Below are 18,499 nucleotides of genomic sequence, written 5' to 3'. Positions count from 1 at the left end.
TTTTCGAACATATGGCAGCAGGCGCCGTGCGGGCGATCATGACCCATCGGTTCCCCCAAGGCCATGACTTTCGCGTGAAATCCGTCCTTGACAGGCTGGCTGACAAGGACGACCATTTGAGGTCTACCGATCCGCAAGGCAGGTACGAGGACAGCGAATGAACATCGATCTTTCCCGCCGCAGCTTCCTGAAGCTCGCCGGCGCGGGAGCGGCGGCCACCACGCTCGGAGCCATGGGCTTCGGCGCGGCGGAGGCAGCGACAGCCGCTCATGTCCGCGCCTTCAAGCTGGCGACCACCACCGAAACCCGCAACGTGTGCACCTACTGCTCGGTCGCCTGCGGGATTCTCATGTATTCCAGGGGCGACCTTGCCGCCGGCGAGAAGGCCGAGCTCATCCATATCGAGGGTGACGCCGACCATCCCACCAATCGCGGGACGCTCTGTCCCAAGGGCGCGGCCCTCAAGGACTTCGTGAAGTCCGAGACCCGCGCCACGAAGCCCCGCCGCCGCGCGCCCGGCGCCGACCGCTGGGAGGACATCTCCTGGGACGAGGCCTTCGACAAGATCGCCCGTGCGCTCAAGGACGACCGCGACGCGAACTTCATCGAGAAGAACGCAGCCGGCGTCACGGTCAACCGCTGGACGACCACGGGCTTCCTTGCCGCTTCGGGCGGCACCAACGAGACCGGATGGCTGACCTACAAGACCGTCCGCTCCATGGGTATAGTCGGCTTCGACAACCAGGCACGCGTCTGACACGGCCCCACGGTAGCCAGTTTGGCTCCAACTTTTGGCCGCGGCGCAATGACGAACGCCTGGACCGACATCAAGAACACCGACCTCGTCATCGTCATGGGTGGCAATGCGGCAGAAGCGCACCCCTGCGGCTTCAAATGGGTGACGGAGGCCAAGCACCATCGCGGCGCACGGCTGATCGTCGTCGACCCGCGCTTCAACCGCACGGCCTCGGTCGCCGACGTCTATGCGCCGATCCGCCCGGGCTCGGACATCGCCTTCCTGATGGGCGTCATCCGCTACTGCATCGAGAACGACAAGGTGCAGTGGGACTATGTGAAGGCCTACACCAATGCCACCTATCTGGTGCGCGAGGACTTCGGCTGGGCCGACGGCCTCTTCACCGGCTATGACGAGGACAAGCGCGACTACGACCGCACCGCCTGGGAATACCAGCTCGAAGACGACGGGACGGTGAAGGCCGACGCGACGCTTTCCGACCCGCGCTGCGTCTGGAACCTCCTGAAAGAGCATGTCTCGGCCTATACGCCGGATTTCGTGGAAAACCTCTGCGGCACGCCGAAGGAGCGCTATCTCAAGATCTGCGAGATGATCGGCGCGACCGCCGCGCGAGACAAGGTGATGACCTCGCTCTATGCGCTCGGCTGGACCCAGCATTCCAAGGGCGCGCAGAACATCCGCGGCATGGCGATGCTCCAGCTCATCCTCGGCAATGTCGGCCTGCCCGGCGGCGGGGTGAACGCGCTGCGCGGCCATTCCAACATCCAGGGCCTCACCGATATCGGCCTGCTCTCCAACACCCTGCCGGGCTACATGAACCTCGCCACGGAGAAGGAGACGGACTACGCAACCTACATGTCGACGCGCGGCAACAAGCCGCTCGTTCCCGGCCAGACGAGCTACTGGCAGAACACGCCGAAATTCATGGTCAGCTTCCTGAAGGCCATGTGGGGCAGCGCCGCTACCAGGGAGAACGACTGGGGCTTCGACTGGCTGCCGAAGCTGGACGTGCCCTATTACGACATCCTGCGCATGTTCGACATGATGAGCCGGGGCGAGGTGAACCTCTATTTCTGCCAGGGCTTCAACCCGCTCCTCTCCTTCCCCAACCGGGCCAAGCTGACCGCGGGCCTGTCGAAGCTGAAGCTGCTCGTCACCATCGACCCGCTGGAGACCGAGACGGCGCATTTCTGGGAGAACCACGGCATCTACAACGACGTGGAGCCCTCGAAGATCATGACCGAGGTGCTGCAGCTCCCCGCCACCTGCTTTGCCGAGGACGAGGGCGCGACGGTCAATTCCGGCCGCTGGCTGCAATGGCACTGGCCGGGCGCGACGCCGCCGGGAGACGCCAGGCACGACACCTGGATCATGGCGAACATCTTCCTGCGCGTGCGCGAGCTCTACCGCAAGGAAGGCGGGGTCTGCCCCGAGCCGATCCTCAACCTTTCCTGGGGCTACAAGGACCCCTACGAGCCGGAACCTGCCGAACTGGCGCAGGAGATGAACGGGCGCGCGCTCCAGACCCTCTACGACCCGGCCGACCCGACGAAGGTTATGGTGGAGGCCGGCAAGCTCCTGCCGAACTTCGCGGTGATGCGCGACGACGGCTCCACCATGTCCGGCTGCTGGATCTATGCCGGCTCCTGGACGGAGGAGGGCAACATGATGGCCCGGCGCGACAACAGCGATCCCGGCGACATCGGCACCTTCCTCAACTGGACCTTCGCCTGGCCGGCCAACCGCCGCATCCTCTACAACCGCGCCTCCTGCGACCTCTCGGGCAAACCGTGGGACGAGAGCCGCAAGCTGATCGAATGGACGGGCGAGAAATGGGCCGGCTTCGACGTGCCCGACATCGCGGTGACGGCAAAGCCGGAGACGGTGATGCCCTTCATCATGACGCCGGAGGGCACCGCCCGGCTCTTCGCCCGCAAGCTGATGCGGGACGGGCCGTTCCCCATCCACATGGAACCGTTCGAAAGCCCGGTCGAAAACCCGTTCAACGCAAGTCTGCGCGGCAACCCTGTCGCCCGCATCTTCCCCGATGACGTGGCGCAGCTCGGCACCAGCGCCGACTATCCCTTCGTCGCCACCTCCTACCGCCTCACCGAGCATTTCCACTACTGGACGAAGCACAACCGCGTGAACGCCGTCCTCCAGCCGGAATTCTTCGTGGAGATCAGCGAGGAACTGGCGGCCGAGCGCGGCATCGTCAAGGGCGGGCGCGTCAGGGTGTGGAGCAAGCGCGGCGAGGTCTGGGCGAAGGCCGTGGTGACGAAGCGCATCCGCCCGCTCGTCTGCGCCGGCAAGCCGGTGCATGTCGTCGGCATTCCGCTGCACTGGGGCTTCATGGGCGCGGCGCGCAAGGGCTTCGGGCCGAACAGCCTCACCCCCTTCGTCGGCGATGCCAATATCGACACGCCGGAATTCAAGGCCTTCCTCGTCAATATAGAGCCGGCGCCAGAGGAGGCTTCGTCATGACGAACGAACGCGCACCGGAACCCCTGACGGCGGCCGCCAATCCGCCGCTCCAGCCCCTGCCCTCGAACCTCCTCGCCAGCGACGTCGTCAGGGCCTCGGCGACGAGCGACCTGCCGGCACCCGAGCGACAGCTCACCCCAGTCGCCAAGCTGATCGACGTGTCGAAATGCATCGGCTGCAAGGCCTGCCAGTCCGCCTGCATCGAGTGGAACGACACCCATCCGGACGTGGAGGAGAACGTCGGCGTCTACGAGAACCCGCACGACCTGACGCCCGACATGTTCACGCTGATGCGGTTCACGGAATACGAGAACCCTGACACCAGCGAGCTGGAATGGCTGATCCGCAAGGACGGCTGCATGCATTGCGCCGATCCCGGCTGCCTCAAGGCCTGCCCGGCCCCCGGCGCCATCGTGCAATATTCCAACGGCATCGTCGATTTCATCTCCGACAACTGCATCGGCTGCGGCTATTGCGTGACGGGCTGTCCCTTCAACATCCCGCGCATCTCCAAGACCGCGCATGTCTCGAAGAAGTGCACGCTCTGCTCGGACCGCGTGGCCGTCGGCCAGGGCCCGGCCTGCGCCAAGGCCTGCCCGACCAAGGCCATCACCTTCGGCACCAAGGAGGACATGATCGAGCTGGCCGAAGAACGGGTCGAGGACCTGAAGTCGCGCGGCTACGACAATGCCGGCCTCTACGATCCCGAGGGCGTCGGCGGCACCCATGTCATGTATGTGCTGCACCATGCCGACCAGCCCTCGCTCTATGCCGGCCTGCCTGATGATCCCAGGATCTCCCCCGTGGTGCGCGGCTGGAAGGGCCCGGCCAAGACCGTCGGCCTCGCCGTGGCGGGCCTTGCCGCCGCCGGCGCGCTGCTGCATGGCCTCCTCGCCCGGCCGAACGAGGTGACGCCCCATGAGGAGGAAGAGGCCGAGGACCTCTTCGATCATGCCGATGAAAAACCCGGCGGAAAGGAGGCATGATGGACGAGAACCGCGTCTATTCCGCCCCCGGCGACGAGATCGAGACGAAGCACCCCGTCCTGGTGAGCCGCTATCGCGGCATCACGCGGCTCAACCACTGGATCACGGCGCTCTGCATGATCGTGCTCCTCGTCTCCGGCTTCTCCTTCTTCCACCCCGCGCTCTTCTGGATGACCGGCCTTTTCGGCGGCGGGCAGACGACGCGCTGGCTGCACCCCATCGTCGGCCTCGTCCTGGTGGCGAGCTTCCTCCTGCTCTTCCTGCAGATGTGGAAGCTCAACCTGCCCCGGCGCGAGGACGTGGAATGGAGCCTGAAGATAGGCGACATGCTGAAGGGCGACGAGGACAAGCTGCCCGAGCTTGGGAAGTACAATGCCGGCCAGAAGATGGTGTTCTGGGGCATGTCCGCGCTGATCGCCCTCCTCGTCACCACGGGCATCATGATCTGGGAGGAATACTTCCCGCATATCGTCTCGATCCCGGTGCGCCGCATCGCCGTCGCCGTGCATGCGCTGGCGGCGCTCGGCGCGATCCTGATCTTCATCGTCCATGTCTATGCGGCGATCTGGACGCGCGGCACGATTAGGGCGATGACGCACGGCACCGTCACCGGCGGCTGGGCCTTCCGCCATCATCGCAAATGGCTGCGCGAACTGGCTGGACGCCAGCGCACCGACCCGTCAAAATAGCCGCCGAAGACGGAGCATCGCCGGAGACTTCATGGCGGAGACACCAGAGCCGGACCCCTCGCTGATCGGCGGCGTGCCGAAGCCGCCGCTCGCCTTCCTGCCCGAGCCGGTCAAGCTGTTCCAGATGCGCGCCCGCCGCTTCGCCTTCCTCGCCGAAAGCAACGCGCTCGCGCCCTATCTCACTTTCCTCGCCGAGCTCTCCCGCCTGCAGGCCAGCCTCGCCGCAACGCTGCCGCCGGTATCCCCCGTCGCCCCCGCACGCAGGACCGAGGCGGCACGCGTTGCCATGCCGCCCATCGACCGGCTCGCACTCGCCGCCGATCCCGCCCTCGGCGCGACGCTCGACGCCTTCCTCGAAGGCGCCGCCGAGATCACCATGCCCGAGCCCGCCCGCCTTGCGCTCGATGCCGTGCGCGCCGCCAGCCCCGAGGACCGCACATGGCTCCTTTCCAACATCCTGGCCGACCGGATCCCCGAGGATAGCGCCGCCCCGCACCTTTTCGCAGCGGCGGCGGTGCAGGTGCACATGGCACGCCTTGCCGCAACGCTCGATGCGCAAGCGCTGGTCCCGGTCGGCACGGGCCTCTGTCCCGCCTGCGGCGGCCGCCCCGCCACCTCCTCGGTCATGGGCACGCAGGGCGTCGAGAACGTCCGCTACGCCGCCTGCGCCTGCTGCACCACGCGCTGGAACGAGGTGCGGGTGAAGTGCCTGTGCTGCGGCTCGACCAGGGGCGTCGGCTACCGCTCGGTCGAGACCACCGAGGCGACGGTGAAGGCCGAGACCTGCCGGGAATGCCATTCCTGGATCAAGATCTTCTACACGATGAAGAACCCCAGCCTCGATCCCGTCGCCGACGACGTCGGCAGCCTCGGCCTCGACATGCTGATGAAGGAAACGGATTTCCGGCGCGGCGGCTTCAACCCCTATCTCGCAGGCTATTGATGCAGGGTTTTCGCGCGCTCCCCTCCGTCGACCAGGTGCTGACCGCACCCGAGGGGCTGGCGCTGGTCGCCGAATACGGCCGGCTTGCCGTCGTCACCGCCATCCGCGCGCGGCTCGAAATCGCGCGGGAGAAGATCCGTGGCGGCGCGGACGGCGCGGCGCTTGCGGCGGGCCTGCCGCGCGAGGTCGCCGAGGACCTTGCCATTGCCGCGCGCTCCGGCCTGCGCCCGGTGCTGAACCTCACGGGCACGATGCTGCACACCAATCTCGGCCGCGCCATCCTCGCCGGGGAGGCGGTCCGTGCCGCAACCGTCGCCATGGCCAATCCCCTCGCGCTGGAATTCGACCTTGCCGGCGGCGGGCGCGGCCAGCGCGACGACCACCTGCGCGGCCTCCTGCGCGAGCTGACGGCGGCGGAGGACGCCACCATCGTCAACAACAATGCCGCCGCCGTGCTGATCGCCCTCAACACGCTTGCCGAAGGTCGCGAAGCCATCGTCTCGCGCGGCGAACTGATCGAGATCGGCGGCGCCTTCCGCATGCCCGACATCATGGCCCGCGCCGGCGCGAAGCTCGTGGAGATCGGCACCACCAACCGCACCCATCCGCGCGACTATGAAAACGCGATCGGGTCGGAAACGGGCGTCATCCTCAAGGTCCATACCTCGAACTACCGTATCGAAGGCTTTACCGCCGAGGTCCCGGCGCCGCAGCTCGCCGCCATCGCGCGGAAAGCGGGCGTTCCGCTTCTCAACGACCTCGGTTCCGGCTCGCTGGTCGATCTCTCCGCCTTCGGCCTGCGGCGCGAGCCGACCGTGGAGGAGGCCGTGGCCGAGGGCGCGGACCTCGTCACCTTCTCCGGCGACAAGCTGCTCGGCGGGCCGCAGGCCGGCTTCATCGTCGGCCGGAAGGACCTCATCGCCGCGATCAACCGCAATCCGCTGAAACGCGCCGTGCGGCTCGACAAGATCCGCATCGCCGCACTGGAAGCGACGCTGAAGCTCTACCGCGATCCCGACCGGCTCGCGGAGCGCCTGCCGACGCTGCGCTTCCTCGCCCGGCCCGAGGCCGAGATCGCCGCGCAGGCCGCCCGCCTCGCCCCCGCCGTCGACACGCTGCTCGCCCCGCACGGCTTTTCCGCCGCTGCCTGCCCCTGCAAGAGCCAGGTCGGCTCCGGCGCGCTGCCCGTCGATACGATCCCGAGCGCCGGCCTGAGGCTGGCCGGCACGGGCGGCGATGCGCCGGACCGGCTTTCCGCCCGGCTCCGCGCCCTTTCCGTCCCCGTCATCGGCCATATCCGCGACGGCGCGCTGGTCCTCGACCTGCGCTGCCTCGACCGGGACGACGCGCTGCTGGAAGCGCTGGCCGCCCTATGATCGTCGGAACCGCCGGCCATATCGACCACGGCAAGACCGCGCTCATCAAGGCGCTGACTGGCACGGACGCCGACCGCCTCGCCGAGGAGAAGGCGCGCGGCATCACCATCGACCTCGGCTTCGCCTATGCCGACCTCGGCGGCGGGACGATCACCGGCTTCGTCGACGTGCCCGGCCATGAGCGGCTGGTTCACACCATGCTCGCCGGCGCGGGCGGCATCGATTTCGCCCTGCTGGCCGTTGCCGCCGACGACGGTATCATGCCGCAGACGCGCGAACATCTCGCGATCCTTGACCTCATCGGCATCCCGCGCGGCATCGTCGCCCTTACCAAGGCCGATCTTGCCGGCCCGGAACGCCGGGCCGAGGTAACCGCGGAAATCCGGGCGGCTCTCGCTGGCACCGGCCTTGCCGACGCCCCGATCGTCCCGGTCTCCGCGCTCACCGGCGAGGGCATCGAGACCCTGCGCGCCGCCCTTTCCGCCGCGGAAGCGGAAATCGCGGCACGCGACCCTACGGGCCTCCTGCGCTTTGCCGTCGACCGCAGCTTCACGCTGGCGGGCGCGGGAACCGTGGTGACGGGCATGATGCTGTCCGGACGCGTCACGCTCGACGACACGGTCACCGTCAGCCCCTCCGGCCTGACGGCCCGCGTGCGCGGCATCCATGCCCAGAACCGCAAGGCGGCGGAAGGTCTTGCCGGCCAGCGCTGTGCGCTGAACCTTGCCGGCGAGCGGGTGACGAAGGATGCCATCCGCCGCGGTGACATCGTGCTCGCTCCGGCCCTCCACGCACCGACGGACAGGATCGACGCCAGCCTTTCCGTGCTCGCAACGGAAGCCGGGGCCATCGGCACATGGTTTCCCGCCCGGCTGCACAGCCATGCGGTGGAGGCCGGCGCGCGGATCGTGCCGCTGGACGGCCCGGTCGCCCCCGGCGGCGAGGGCCTGGTGCAACTGGTCCTCGACCGGCCGATTGCCGCGAGCGTCGGCGACCGCTTCATTCTGCGCGACACCTCCGCCAGCCGCACCATCGGCGGCGGACGCTTCCTCGATCTTCGCCCCCCGGCAAGGAAACGCAGCAAGCCGGAGCGGCTTGCCCTGCTCTCCGCCGCCCGCAGCACCGATCCCGCCGAAGCCCTTGCCAGGCTCCTCGCCGTGGCTCCGGTCGACCTTGCCGCCTTCCTGCGCGACCGCGGCCTTGCGGAACGCGCCCTGCCCGCCATTCTCGCGGCCGCCGGCGCCGAGACGCTGGGATCGCTCGCGCTCTCCCCCATGGCGCTTCACGGCCTGCAGACCGGCCTTGCCGAACAGCTTGCCCAATTCCATTCCGAAAACCCCGATCTTGCCGGCCTCGGCCGCGAAAGACTGCGTCTTGCGCTCCTTCCCCGCCTGCCGAAGGATGCCTTTCTCATCTTCCTGAAGGCGGAATCGGCGGCGGGTCGCGTGGTGCTCGACGGCGCCTTCCTGCGCCTGCCCGGCCACGCGGTGCGGCTTTCGCCTGACGACGAGGCGCTCTGGCGCCGTATCCAGCCGCAGCTTCTGGACGAAGGCCGTTTCCGCCCGCCGCGCGTGCGCGACTTCGCACAAGCCTTCGGAGCGGACGAGCGCGAGGTACGGCGCGTCCTGAAGCTGACACAGAAACTCGGGCGAACCGATCAGGTCGCCCACGATCATTTCTTCGCGCGCGAAGTGGTGCGGGAAATGGCGCAGATCGTGCTGGATGTCGCCGCCGAAGCACAGGATGGCTGGTTCACCGCGCCCGCCTTCCGCGACCGCGTCCACAACGGCCGCAAGGTCGCCATCGAGATCCTCGATTTCTTCGACCGCCTCGGCCTGACCTTGCGCAGGGGCGACCTGCGCCGCATAAATATCCATCGCAGCGATCTCTTCGATCGCTAGCGCAATTCCGGCAGGACCGCTACGCAGTCTTGCCGGAATGTCTCCAGGGAAGGGAATCGTCTCCGGTGGGACGGCCGGACTTCAAATCCGGTTGGGGCAGCGAGCCTGTCCCGGGTGGGTTCGACCCCCACTCCCCTCCGCCAGGATGCCTCAGGCCTTCCGGTCGCCCATTTCCCGGCGCAGCTCGGCCAGCGCCCGGCGCATGCCGTGCAACTGGTCCATGAGGTGAAGGATCACGTCGATTCCCGCCTCGTTCGCGCCGATATTGGATTGCAGCTCGCCGATCAGCCGCGCCCGGGCCACGTCGATCTCGCGGAAGCGCGGCCCCGACGAGGTCTCCTCCGGGATCAGCCATTCCTGCGCGACCCAGAGTTCCAGCACCTGAACCTTGAGGCCGGAGGATTTCAGGAATTCCTCTTTGCTCATCGCCATGATCAGGCCTCCTCACGCGGATTGAACGCCTGCCCCTTCGCCCAGCCGGAGACGAAGGCCTCCAGTTCGGGATCGGGCTGCGGCGGCAGGACGATCTTCAGCCTGACGAACTGGTCGCCGAAGCCGCCGCCCCGCTTCGGGGCACCCTTGCCCTTGAGGCGCAGCTTCGTGCCGGTGTTGGACCCCTTCGGCACGGCCATGGTGACGGCGCCGGTCGCCGTCGGAACATGCACGCGCCCGCCGAGCACCGCCTCGCTGAGCGAGACGGGCAGCTCGATGGTGATGTCGTCGCCCTCGCGGGTGAAGCGCGGATCGGGCAGGACATCCACCTCGATCAGCGCATCGCCCCGGCCGCCCGTTCCCAAGCCCGGCGCGCCCTTGCCCTTGAGACGGATCGTCTGGCCGCTGACGAGGCCCGGCGGGATCTTCACGTCGAGCGTGCCGCCGTCCGGCAGCGTGATACGCCTTGTGGCGCCGGCAATGGAATCGGCGAAGGCGATCTCCAGCCGGTAGTGCATGTCCTCGCCGCGGCGGTTCCCCCGCGCCTTCTGGCTGCGGCGCAGCAGGTCGGCGAAAATGTCGTCGCTGTCCATGAAATCGGCATAGCCGGAAGCGTCGGCATAGGGGTGCTCCGCCTGCGCGCCGGCATAGTCGCGGTAATAGTGCTGGCGCGGCGGGCGCTCGGCGCCGGAGGCGTCGATCTCGCCCGCGTCGAAGCGCTTGCGCTTGTCGGCGTCGCCGAGCAGGTCGTAGGCGCCCGCGACCTCCTTGAATTTCTCTTCCGCCGCCTTGTCGCCCGGATTGAGGTCCGGGTGCAGCTTCTTGGCGAGCTTGCGGTAGGCACTCTGTATCTCGGCCGCCGATGCGCTGGACGGCACGCCGAGAACCTCATAGGGATTTTTCACGTCAGGCTCCGGGATGATTGAACTTGAATACTATATTGGGTTGCAATCGACGCTCGGCAACGGGCCGTCTCTTTTTCCGGAAGGCCGGCCGCCGTCCGCCGGAAGGCTTGCCTCCCGCGCATCGGGATGAAAGAAAAGGCGGAGCGGCCCCGCCCGCTCCGGCTGTCCACGTCGCCCCTTGCTGCAGAAAAGCCCATGATCCTGCGTTCGAAGCCGAGCTTCAAAGACATTCTCTTCACGATCAACGGTTCCATCCTGCCGCGGATCGCCTGGCACCTTGTGGTGGTGGCCTTGCTGAGCATCATCGCCGTCTTCGCCGCGCAGAGCCATCCGGGCATCTTCGCCAAGATCAGCGCCATCCCCTTCACCCTGACGGGCATCGCGCTTTCCGTCTTCATGAGCTTCCGCAACAATGCCTGCTATGCGCGCTGGTGGGAAGGCCGCATGCTCTGGGGCGACCTGATCATCGCCTGCCGCTCATTCGCCCGGCAGACATCGGCGCTGAACGACGAGCGCCGCTTTCTTCTGACCAGCCTGTGCGCCTTCACGGCGGGGCTTGCCGCACGGCTGAGAAGCGAGGACGAGCCCGCCGCGATCCGCCGCTGGTCGGACATCGCGCTGCGCGCCGACAGCCCCAACCCGACGAACGACGTGCTCGACCGCATCGGCCGTCATTGCCTGACGCTCATGCAGACGCACCGGATCGACGCGATCCACTATTCCGTGCTGGAAATCCAGCTTGCGGCGCTGGCGAAGGTGCAGGGCGGGTGCGAGCGCATCGCCCTGACGCCGGTGCCCTTCGCCTATTCGCTGCTGCTGCACCGCACGGCGCTGGTCTTCTGCATCACCCTTCCCTTCGCGCTTGCCGGTTCGCTGGACTGGTGGACGCTGCTTCCCGTCCTGCTGGTCGCCTATACCTTCTTCGGCCTGGAAGCGCTCGGCCACCAGCTCGAGGAGCCGTTCGGCCTCGAACCGAACGCCCTGCCGCTCGCCGCCATGCTGCGCACGGTGGAGCGCGACATGCTCTTCCTCCTCGGCGATACCGACCTGCCGGAACCCGTTCTGGCGCGGAACAACGTGCTGAGCTGACGCCGGAATCGCATCCGGCGGGCCGCCTGCCCGGCGATAGCGGAATCTAGTGCTTCAGCACGCGGGCAAGGAAGGAACGCGCGCGCTCGTTCTGCGGGTTGTCGAAGAACGCGTCCGGCTGTCCGGTCTCCAGGATGGTGCCCTGGTCGATATAGATGATGCGGTCGGCGACCTCGCGGGCAAAGCCCATCTCGTGCGTCACGATCATCATCGTCATGCCGTCGGCGGCAAGCTCGCGCATGACGTCGAGCACTTCGCCGATCATTTCCGGGTCGAGGGCCGAGGTCGGCTCGTCGAACAGCATCAGGTGCGGCTCCATCGCCAGCGAGCGGGCGATCGCCACGCGTTGCTGCTGGCCGCCGGAGAGCTGGCCGGGATATTTGTGCGCATGGGCCGTCAGGCCGACGCGGTCGAGCAGCTTGAGCGCCGTCGCCTCGGCTTCGGCCTTCGGCTTCTTATGCACGCGCATCGGCGCGATGGTGATGTTCTCCACCACCGTCTTGTGCGGGAAGAGGTTGAACTGCTGGAACACCATGCCGACCCCCTTGCGGATGGCCGCAAGCTCGCGCTCGCCGCCGAGGAGGCGGTCCTCCTCCACCGGCACATGGTAGCCGTCCACCAGGAGGCTGCCGTTCTGGTACATTTCCAGCCCGTTGACGCAACGGATCAGCGTCGACTTTCCCGAGCCGCTCGCGCCGATCACCACGACCACCTCGCCGCGCGCGACGGAAAGATCGATGTCCTTCAGAACGTGATGGTTTCCGTAGAACTTGTTGAGGTTCTTCATTTCGACGATGGGGCTCATGGAGCTGCCTCCGGCATTGTTCGTTTCGCTCATCGGCTGCCTCGCGCGAGATGCTTTTCGAGCTTTCGGGCAAGGAAGGTGATCAGGGATCCGACGAGGAAATAGGTCAGGAACAGGAACGAATAGACTTCATAGGTGCGGTCGCCATATTGCGGGTTGGCGAGGATCATCTGGCCGGCGCGCAGGAAGTCGGTGAGACCGATGATGAAGACCAGCGGCGCCGTGTTGAAGATGTCCAGCACGTTGCCGACGAGCGGCGGCACCACCACGCGAAGGGCCTGCGGCAGGACGATCGACCGGTTGATGTCGAACTCGCTCATGCCGAGCGAGCGGGCGGCTTCCGTCTGCCCGCGCGGCACGGCCTGCAGGCCGCTGCGCACATATTCGGCGACATAGGCGGAGTAGAACAGCGTGAAGCCGATCATGCCGCGCAGCACGTCGGCGAGGTTGAGCTGCGGCGTCAGCACGGGCATCAGGATCCAGATCCAGTAGACGACCATGATGAGCGGGACCGAGCGCATCACCTCGATATAGGCCGTCGAGATCCATCGCACGCTGGAAAAGCGGCTGCGGCGGCCGAAGGCGAGCAGGATGCCGATCGGCAGGGTGACGACCGCGGTGACGAGCGTCAGGAGGATGCTGAGCAGCAGGCCGCCCCACAGCCCGGCGCCGGGGGGCGCCATGACGGCGAAGATCGCGATCATCCCGGTGAAGCTCGCCGGCACCAGCACCTTGCGCGCAACGGGGATGCGGGAGATCGTCGCCCAGCCGAGGGCGAAGAGCATGACCGTCGCGGCGACGAGCAGCACGTTGACGAGGCTGCCGGTGCCCGTCAGCACGAGCGATGCCGCCACCACGGCGAGAAGGCCGCCGGCATGGCGCGCGCGGAAGGCGAAGACGCAGCCGAGCGCCGCCCCGAGCAGGACCGCGATGATCATGACCGCGACCCAGGTGCGCCACACCTGGTCGACCGGGAAGATGCCGATCATCAGCACGCGCAGGCTCTGCGGGATGATGTCCCATTGCGCCACCGTCAGCGCCCAGCGGGCCGCCTGCCAGAAGAGCCACAGGACGCCGGGGATGACCGTGAGGGACAGCAGGATGTCGAACGGCTTGCCGAACAGGTTGTGCCGCGACCATTTGAGGGATTTGGCGATCATCGCGCGGCTCCACGTTGTCTCATGCGGCGGTCGGCCCAGCCGACGGCGGCGCTGATGGCCCAGCTCAGGATCAGGTAGGACACCATGACGATCACGATGCCTTCAAGGCTGTGGCCGGTCTGGTTGGCGATGGTGCCGTAGATGTTGAAGAGCTCGGGATAGCCGATGGCGATGCCGAGCGCGGTGTTCTTCGTCAGGCTGATATACTGGTTGCCGAAGGACGGCAGCACGACCCGGAAGACCTGCGGCAGGATGATGTCGTGGACGGTGTCGCGCCGGTTGAGGCTCAGCGAGGCAGCGGCCTCCCACTGGCCCTTCGGCAGGGAATCGATGGCGCCGCGCACGATTTCCGCGATGTAGGACGCGCTGTTGACGACGATGGCAAGCAGCAGGGCGGCCATTTCCGGGCTCATGCCCGTGCCGCCGCTCGCCTTGAACTTCGAGGCGACGGGGACGTCGAGGCCGAGGACGCCGGTGGCGAACATCGCCCCGGCGAGCACGACGGCCGCTCCCGCGCACATCCAGCGAACCTGTTTCTTCCGGCCGAGGATGAGGCCTATGACGGCGACCCAGAAGAGAACAGCCGCGCCGACGGCGAGCGGCGAAGCGCCGCCCTGCCACAAGGGCGCGGGGAAATAGAGGCCCTGCTGGCTGATCACCACGCCGTAGAACTTCGCGGCCGCGGCGATCGGCGGGAAATGCAGGACGACGGCGAAATACCAGAAGACGAGCTGGATCAGCAGCGGCGTGTTGCGCACGAACTCCACGCACCAGAAGGAGAGGTTGCGCACCACCCAGTTGGTGGAAAGCCGGCCGACGCCGAGCATGGTTCCGAGCACCGTGCTGAGGACGATGGCGAGGACGGCAACCTTGATCGTGTTGAAGATGCCGGCAAGGAAGGCCTGCACGATCAGGCGATCCGACGTGAAATCCGCAACGCCGGGCCAGAAGCCGTCCAGGACAAGGGTCTTGCCCTCGCTGATGTCGAAGCCGGCGGCCTCCCGGAGGAACGAGAAGCTGAAGCGGATTCCGTGCCGGGCGAGCCCTTCCTTCACGGCGAAGGCGAAGAGCACCACGAGCACGATCGCGGCCCCAACCACTGCGAACTGGATGGCGTCGTACCGGATCCGGTTGCGTCGGCGGCGACGGGCGGTCGAAAGATCGTCATCGACCGTCTGTCCGGCCGCGTTGGCTTGTTGCACATTCATGTCGAGATACCGGACCCAAAAATAGGAAGCCGAGGCGGGACACCCGCCTCGGCTCGGTCAGCAGAAAGGATCAGTTCCAGAGCGGCGAATAGATCGCGCCGCCCTCGGTCCACGAGGCGTTCGGCGTACCCTTGCGGTCGAGGAACATCGTGGTGTTCGGGCCGAGATTGCGATCGTAGATCTCGCCGTAGTTGCCGACGGCCTTCACCGCCTGCGCGACGAAATCGTCGGAAAGGCCGAAGTCCTTGCCGTAACCGCCGCCCACGCCGAGGAACTTCTGGACGAACGGGTCCTCGCTCTTCAGCTTCTCTTCGAGGTTTGCCTGGGTGATCCCGGATTCTTCAGCCTGGAACAGGCCGTAGGTGATCCAGCGCAGGGCGTTGCGCCACTTGGAATCGTTTGCCGCGACGAAGCCGGCGAAGGGCGACTTGTCGAGCGTGTCGGGCAGGATCAGGTAGTCGGCCGGCTTCGGCGAGTTGCCGGCCCAGGCGGCGAGTGCGGACTTGTCCGTGCTCATCGCGTTGCAGCGGCCGGAATTGAGGGCGGCGAACAGCTTTTCGAGGTTCTCGTAGGTGAGGACCTTGGAGCCTTCCCAGCCGCGCGCCTTGAAGGCGCCGGTGAGGACCGTCTCGGTGACCGAGCCCTGCGTGGTGCAGAAGGTGGCACCGTCGAGGTCGGCGAATTCCTTCACGCCCGAATCCGTCTTCACCATGATGCCCGTGCCGTCGTAGAAATTGATCGGCAGGAAGTCGATGGCGATGGAGGATTCGCGCGCCGGCTTCATCGTGGTGTGGGCGAAGACGACGTCGACCTGGTTGGTCAGCACGGCGTCGAAGCGGCTCTTGTCCGTGACCGTGACGAACTTGACCTTCGAGGCATCGCCGAGGACGGCGGCCGCGACGGCGCGGCAGAAGTCCACGTCGAGGCCTTCCATCTGGCCGGTCGTCGTGTTGAGGTAGCCGAAACCGGGTGCCGTGTTGTCGGTGCCGCAGTTCAGCGTGCCGCGCTGCTTGACGGTATCGAGGACGGAGGCGGATGCCTGACCTGCGGTAAGGGCGAGGCCGGCGAACACGCCAGCCGTAAGAAGTTTCATCAGTTTCATCGCATTCCCCTGTGAAATATCGCGACAGCCCGCACCGCGGTGCAGAGCCCTGTTCTCGTGCCGAGAGCTGATTTGGGCGATAGGCAACAGCGGCTTTTGCCGTTCTGTAGCGATTGTTCCCGCCATTGGCCTAAGTCCGCCGTCTGGTAGCCAAACCGCGAACCCATATCAATCGACAAATGAACGATAGGAACAGGGTTTATTCAGGTCTACTTAATTCTGCTTTATGTACTATTTAGAAAAATTGATCGTTCTTATCGTCCCGTGCGGCCGGCGGGACCTTCCCCCAGCGGAATTTTCGGCTCCCCCTTGCCCGTGGGCAGGCGGCGGCGGGAGTCGATTCGCGCGTTGACTTCCGCGATGAAGGCCTGGACGGCGGGGCTGCGCTTTTCCCCCTTGCGGAAGGCAAGCGAAATCCTGCGGCGGATCTCCGGCTCGACCTTGCAGACCCAGACATCCTCCAGGTCGTAGCTCGCCCGCAGGCCCGGCAGGATCGAGATGCCGTAGCCTTCCCGGATGAGCGCGATCGTCACCTCGAAGCCCTTGCAGCGGGCGACGATGTTGGGCGTGAAGCCGGCCTCCTGGCAGGCATCGGTGATCATCCGGTTATAGGCGGAGGAGGCCGTATCGAGCGCCCAGCGCTCGTCGCGAAGCTGGTGCAGCATGACGCTCGGCTGCTCGGCGAGCGGATGGGTCTGGGAGACCATCACGTTGAAGACGTCGTCCATCAGCGGGATCGTCTCGATGTTCGGATCGATCGCCCCCGCGGGCACGTTGAGGTCGTCGATGATCGCGATGTCGGTCTGCCAGCTCCGGAGGGCCGCAAGGCTTTCGGCCGGTTCCATCTCGTCGAACAGCACCGTCAGGTGCGGATGGAGGCGGTGCAGCTCGTGGATCGCGCCAGCCACCACCGCCGCCGCCACGGAGGGAAAGGCCGCCACCCGCAATTCGCCGGCAATCACCTTCTTCAGCTCGGCAATGTCGGCCCGCGCCGATTCGAGCTCGATCAGGATACGCTCCGCCCGCTCGACGAGCTGCTTGCCGGCCGGCGTCAGCTCGACGCCGCGGCCGCGCCGCTCGATGAGGTCGATGCCCACCTCCTGCTCCAGAAGCGCGATCTGCTGCGAGACGGCCGACGGCGAGACGTAGAGCGCCTCGGCGACCGCCGCCATGGTCTTGCGGATCGACAGTTCGCGCAGCGCGCGCAAGCGGGCAAGGTCCATTCTCTCCTCCTCCAGTCGTCGCGGGAATGATTAGCAGATCAGAACGCATGTGCAAATATTATTAACTTTTTCTGGATCGATGGCGTCGCTAGCCTTTCTCCACGCCCCACAGCCATGCCCGGAGACAGGTGATGACCGAACAGACGAAAGCCTATTTCAACACGTCCGTCCACGAGCGCGACCCGCTCGTCGCCGGGGCGCTCGACAACGAACGCAAGCGCCAGCAGGACCAGATCGAGCTCATCGCGTCCGAGAACATCGTCAGCCGCGCCGTGCTCGACGCCCTCGGCCACGAGATGACCAACAAGACGCTGGAAGGCTATCCGGGCAACCGCTTCCACGGCGGCGGCCAGTTCGTCGACGTCGTCGAGCAGGCGGCCATCGACCGCGCCAGGGAGCTCTTCGGCTGCGCCTATGCCAACGTGCAGCCCCATTCGGGCACGCAGGCGAACCTCGCCGTCTTCTTCCTGCTGCTGAAGCCGGGCGACAAGGTTCTTTCGCTCGACCTCGCCGCCGGCGGCCACCTTTCGCACGGCATGAAGGGCAACCTTTCGGGCCGCTGGTTCGAATCGCACAATTACAATGTGAACCCGCAAACCGAAGTCATCGACTATGACGAGCTGGAGCGCATCGCCGAGGAGGTCCGCCCGACGCTGCTGATCACCGGCGGCTCGGCCTATCCGCGCGAGCTTGATTTCGAGCGCATGGGCAAGATCGCCAAGAAGGTCGGCGCCTGGTTCCTCGTCGACATGGCGCATATCGCCGGCCTCGTCGCCGGCGGCCAGCACCCCTCGCCCTTCCCGCATGCCGACATCGTCACCTGCACGACGACCAAGACGCTGCGCGGCCCGCGCGGCGGCCTGATCCTCACCAACAACGAAGCCTGGTTCAAGAAGCTGCAGGCCGCCGTCTTCCCGGGCGTCCAGGGCTCGCTGCACAGCAACGTGCTCGCCGCCAAGGCCGTCTGCCTCGGTGAGGCGCTGCGCGACGACTTCAAGGTCTATGCCGCACAGGTCAAGGCAAACGCCCGGGCGCTCGCCGAAACCCTGATCGCCCGCGGCGTGCGCATCGTCTCCGGCGGCACGGACACCCATATCGTGCTGGTCGACCTGTCGAGCAAGGGCCTGATCGGCAAGCAGGCGGAAGACCTCCTCGCCCGCGCCAACATCACCGCCAACAAGAACCCGATTCCGAACGACAGCCCGCGTCCGCCGGAATGGGTCGGCATGCGCCTCGGCGTTTCGGCCGCCACCACCCGCGGCATGAAGGAAGACGAGTTCCGCACGCTCGGCAACATCATCGCCGACCTCATCGAGGCGGAAGCCGCCGGCAAGGCCGACGATGTCGTCCCGGGTGCGAAGGCCAAGGTCGCCGAGCTGACCGCCGCCTTCCCGGTCTACGCGCACTGAGGCACGGAAAGCCCGAAAACCTTTCGCCCG

General features: G+C 66.7%; 15 protein-coding genes and 1 tRNA gene. 9 read left to right on the top strand and 7 right to left on the bottom strand.

Features of this window, described 5'->3' with window-relative positions:
• Positions 1 to 157 precede the first annotated feature (157 nt).
• From fdnG to L0976_RS04000, 7 genes are all read left to right on the top strand, one after another.
• Positions 158 to 3,241 (top strand): formate dehydrogenase-N subunit alpha, encoded by a 3,084-nt coding sequence (gene fdnG, locus L0976_RS04030; RefSeq protein ID WP_234186238.1) that lies wholly within the window; start codon positions 158 to 160, stop codon positions 3,239 to 3,241.
• Positions 3,238 to 4,227, top strand: coding sequence for a formate dehydrogenase subunit beta (gene fdxH / locus L0976_RS04025; protein ID WP_234186237.1), 990 nt, complete (start codon positions 3,238 to 3,240; stop codon positions 4,225 to 4,227). The genes fdnG and fdxH overlap by 4 nt, the downstream gene beginning before the upstream one ends.
• Entirely contained in the window at positions 4,224 to 4,916 is a 693-nt protein-coding gene (locus tag L0976_RS04020; RefSeq protein ID WP_370643571.1) for a formate dehydrogenase subunit gamma, read from the top strand. The genes fdxH and L0976_RS04020 overlap by 4 nt, the downstream gene beginning before the upstream one ends.
• Before the next feature lie 31 nt (positions 4,917 to 4,947).
• Positions 4,948 to 5,859, top strand: a complete 912-nt coding sequence (gene fdhE / locus L0976_RS04015) for a formate dehydrogenase accessory protein FdhE (protein ID WP_234186236.1) — start codon at positions 4,948 to 4,950, stop codon at positions 5,857 to 5,859.
• Entirely contained in the window at positions 5,859 to 7,235 is a 1,377-nt protein-coding gene (gene selA, locus L0976_RS04010; RefSeq protein WP_234186235.1) for an L-seryl-tRNA(Sec) selenium transferase, read from the top strand. Before fdhE ends, selA begins: the two co-directional genes overlap by 1 nt.
• Positions 7,232 to 9,136 carry a selenocysteine-specific translation elongation factor gene (gene selB / locus L0976_RS04005; RefSeq protein WP_234186234.1) on the top strand — a complete coding sequence of 635 codons (1,905 nt, stop codon included), beginning with the start codon at positions 7,232 to 7,234 and terminating at the stop codon, positions 9,134 to 9,136. Before selA ends, selB begins: the two co-directional genes overlap by 4 nt.
• A gap of 47 nt (positions 9,137 to 9,183) precedes the next feature.
• Positions 9,184 to 9,279 (top strand) — tRNA-Sec (locus L0976_RS04000).
• A 7-nt stretch (positions 9,280 to 9,286) separates the two neighbouring features.
• Here L0976_RS04000 and L0976_RS03995 read toward each other — a convergent pair.
• Together L0976_RS03995 and L0976_RS03990 are read right to left on the bottom strand one after the other, a co-directional pair.
• Complete coding sequence (locus L0976_RS03995) at positions 9,287 to 9,568, bottom strand: chaperone modulator CbpM (RefSeq protein WP_233290618.1); 282 nt, start codon at positions 9,566 to 9,568, stop codon at positions 9,287 to 9,289.
• 2 nt (positions 9,569 to 9,570) lie between these two features.
• The gene (locus tag L0976_RS03990; protein WP_203316283.1) at positions 9,571 to 10,473 is read right to left on the bottom strand and encodes a DnaJ C-terminal domain-containing protein; all 903 of its coding nucleotides are present in this window, start codon (positions 10,471 to 10,473) and stop codon (positions 9,571 to 9,573) included.
• A gap of 195 nt (positions 10,474 to 10,668) precedes the next feature.
• On the opposite strand from L0976_RS03990, the gene L0976_RS03985 reads away from it, so the two are divergent.
• A complete protein-coding gene (locus tag L0976_RS03985; protein WP_234186233.1) occupies positions 10,669 to 11,562 on the top strand; it encodes a bestrophin family protein in 894 nt (297 codons plus the stop codon).
• A gap of 46 nt (positions 11,563 to 11,608) precedes the next feature.
• On the opposite strand, the gene L0976_RS03980 is transcribed toward L0976_RS03985, so the two are convergent.
• From L0976_RS03980 to L0976_RS03960, 5 genes are all read right to left on the bottom strand, one after another.
• Positions 11,609 to 12,367, bottom strand: a complete 759-nt coding sequence (locus L0976_RS03980) for an amino acid ABC transporter ATP-binding protein (RefSeq protein ID WP_255695791.1) — start codon at positions 12,365 to 12,367, stop codon at positions 11,609 to 11,611.
• 29 nt (positions 12,368 to 12,396) lie between these two features.
• Positions 12,397 to 13,527, bottom strand: coding sequence for an amino acid ABC transporter permease (locus L0976_RS03975; protein ID WP_234186232.1), 1,131 nt, complete (start codon positions 13,525 to 13,527; stop codon positions 12,397 to 12,399).
• Positions 13,524 to 14,735 (bottom strand): ABC transporter permease subunit, encoded by a 1,212-nt coding sequence (locus tag L0976_RS03970; RefSeq protein WP_234186231.1) that lies wholly within the window; start codon positions 14,733 to 14,735, stop codon positions 13,524 to 13,526. The genes L0976_RS03975 and L0976_RS03970 overlap by 4 nt, the downstream gene beginning before the upstream one ends.
• Before the next feature lie 70 nt (positions 14,736 to 14,805).
• On the bottom strand, positions 14,806 to 15,837 hold the full coding sequence (locus L0976_RS03965; protein ID WP_234186230.1) for a transporter substrate-binding domain-containing protein: 1,032 nt from the start codon (positions 15,835 to 15,837) through the stop codon (positions 14,806 to 14,808).
• A gap of 254 nt (positions 15,838 to 16,091) precedes the next feature.
• Entirely contained in the window at positions 16,092 to 17,060 is a 969-nt protein-coding gene (locus tag L0976_RS03960; protein WP_234186229.1) for a LysR family transcriptional regulator, read from the bottom strand.
• A 131-nt stretch (positions 17,061 to 17,191) separates the two neighbouring features.
• Between L0976_RS03960 and glyA the strand changes: the two genes are divergently transcribed.
• Entirely contained in the window at positions 17,192 to 18,469 is a 1,278-nt protein-coding gene (gene glyA, locus L0976_RS03955; RefSeq protein ID WP_234186228.1) for a serine hydroxymethyltransferase, read from the top strand.
• Positions 18,470 to 18,499: the final 30 nt, after the last annotated feature.

This window comes from Shinella sp. NM-101, from assembly GCF_021401195.1.
Classification (GTDB): domain Bacteria; phylum Pseudomonadota; class Alphaproteobacteria; order Rhizobiales; family Rhizobiaceae; genus Shinella.
Note: the sequence above shows the minus strand (reverse complement) of the source record. Positions and strands in the feature narration are given on the sequence as shown.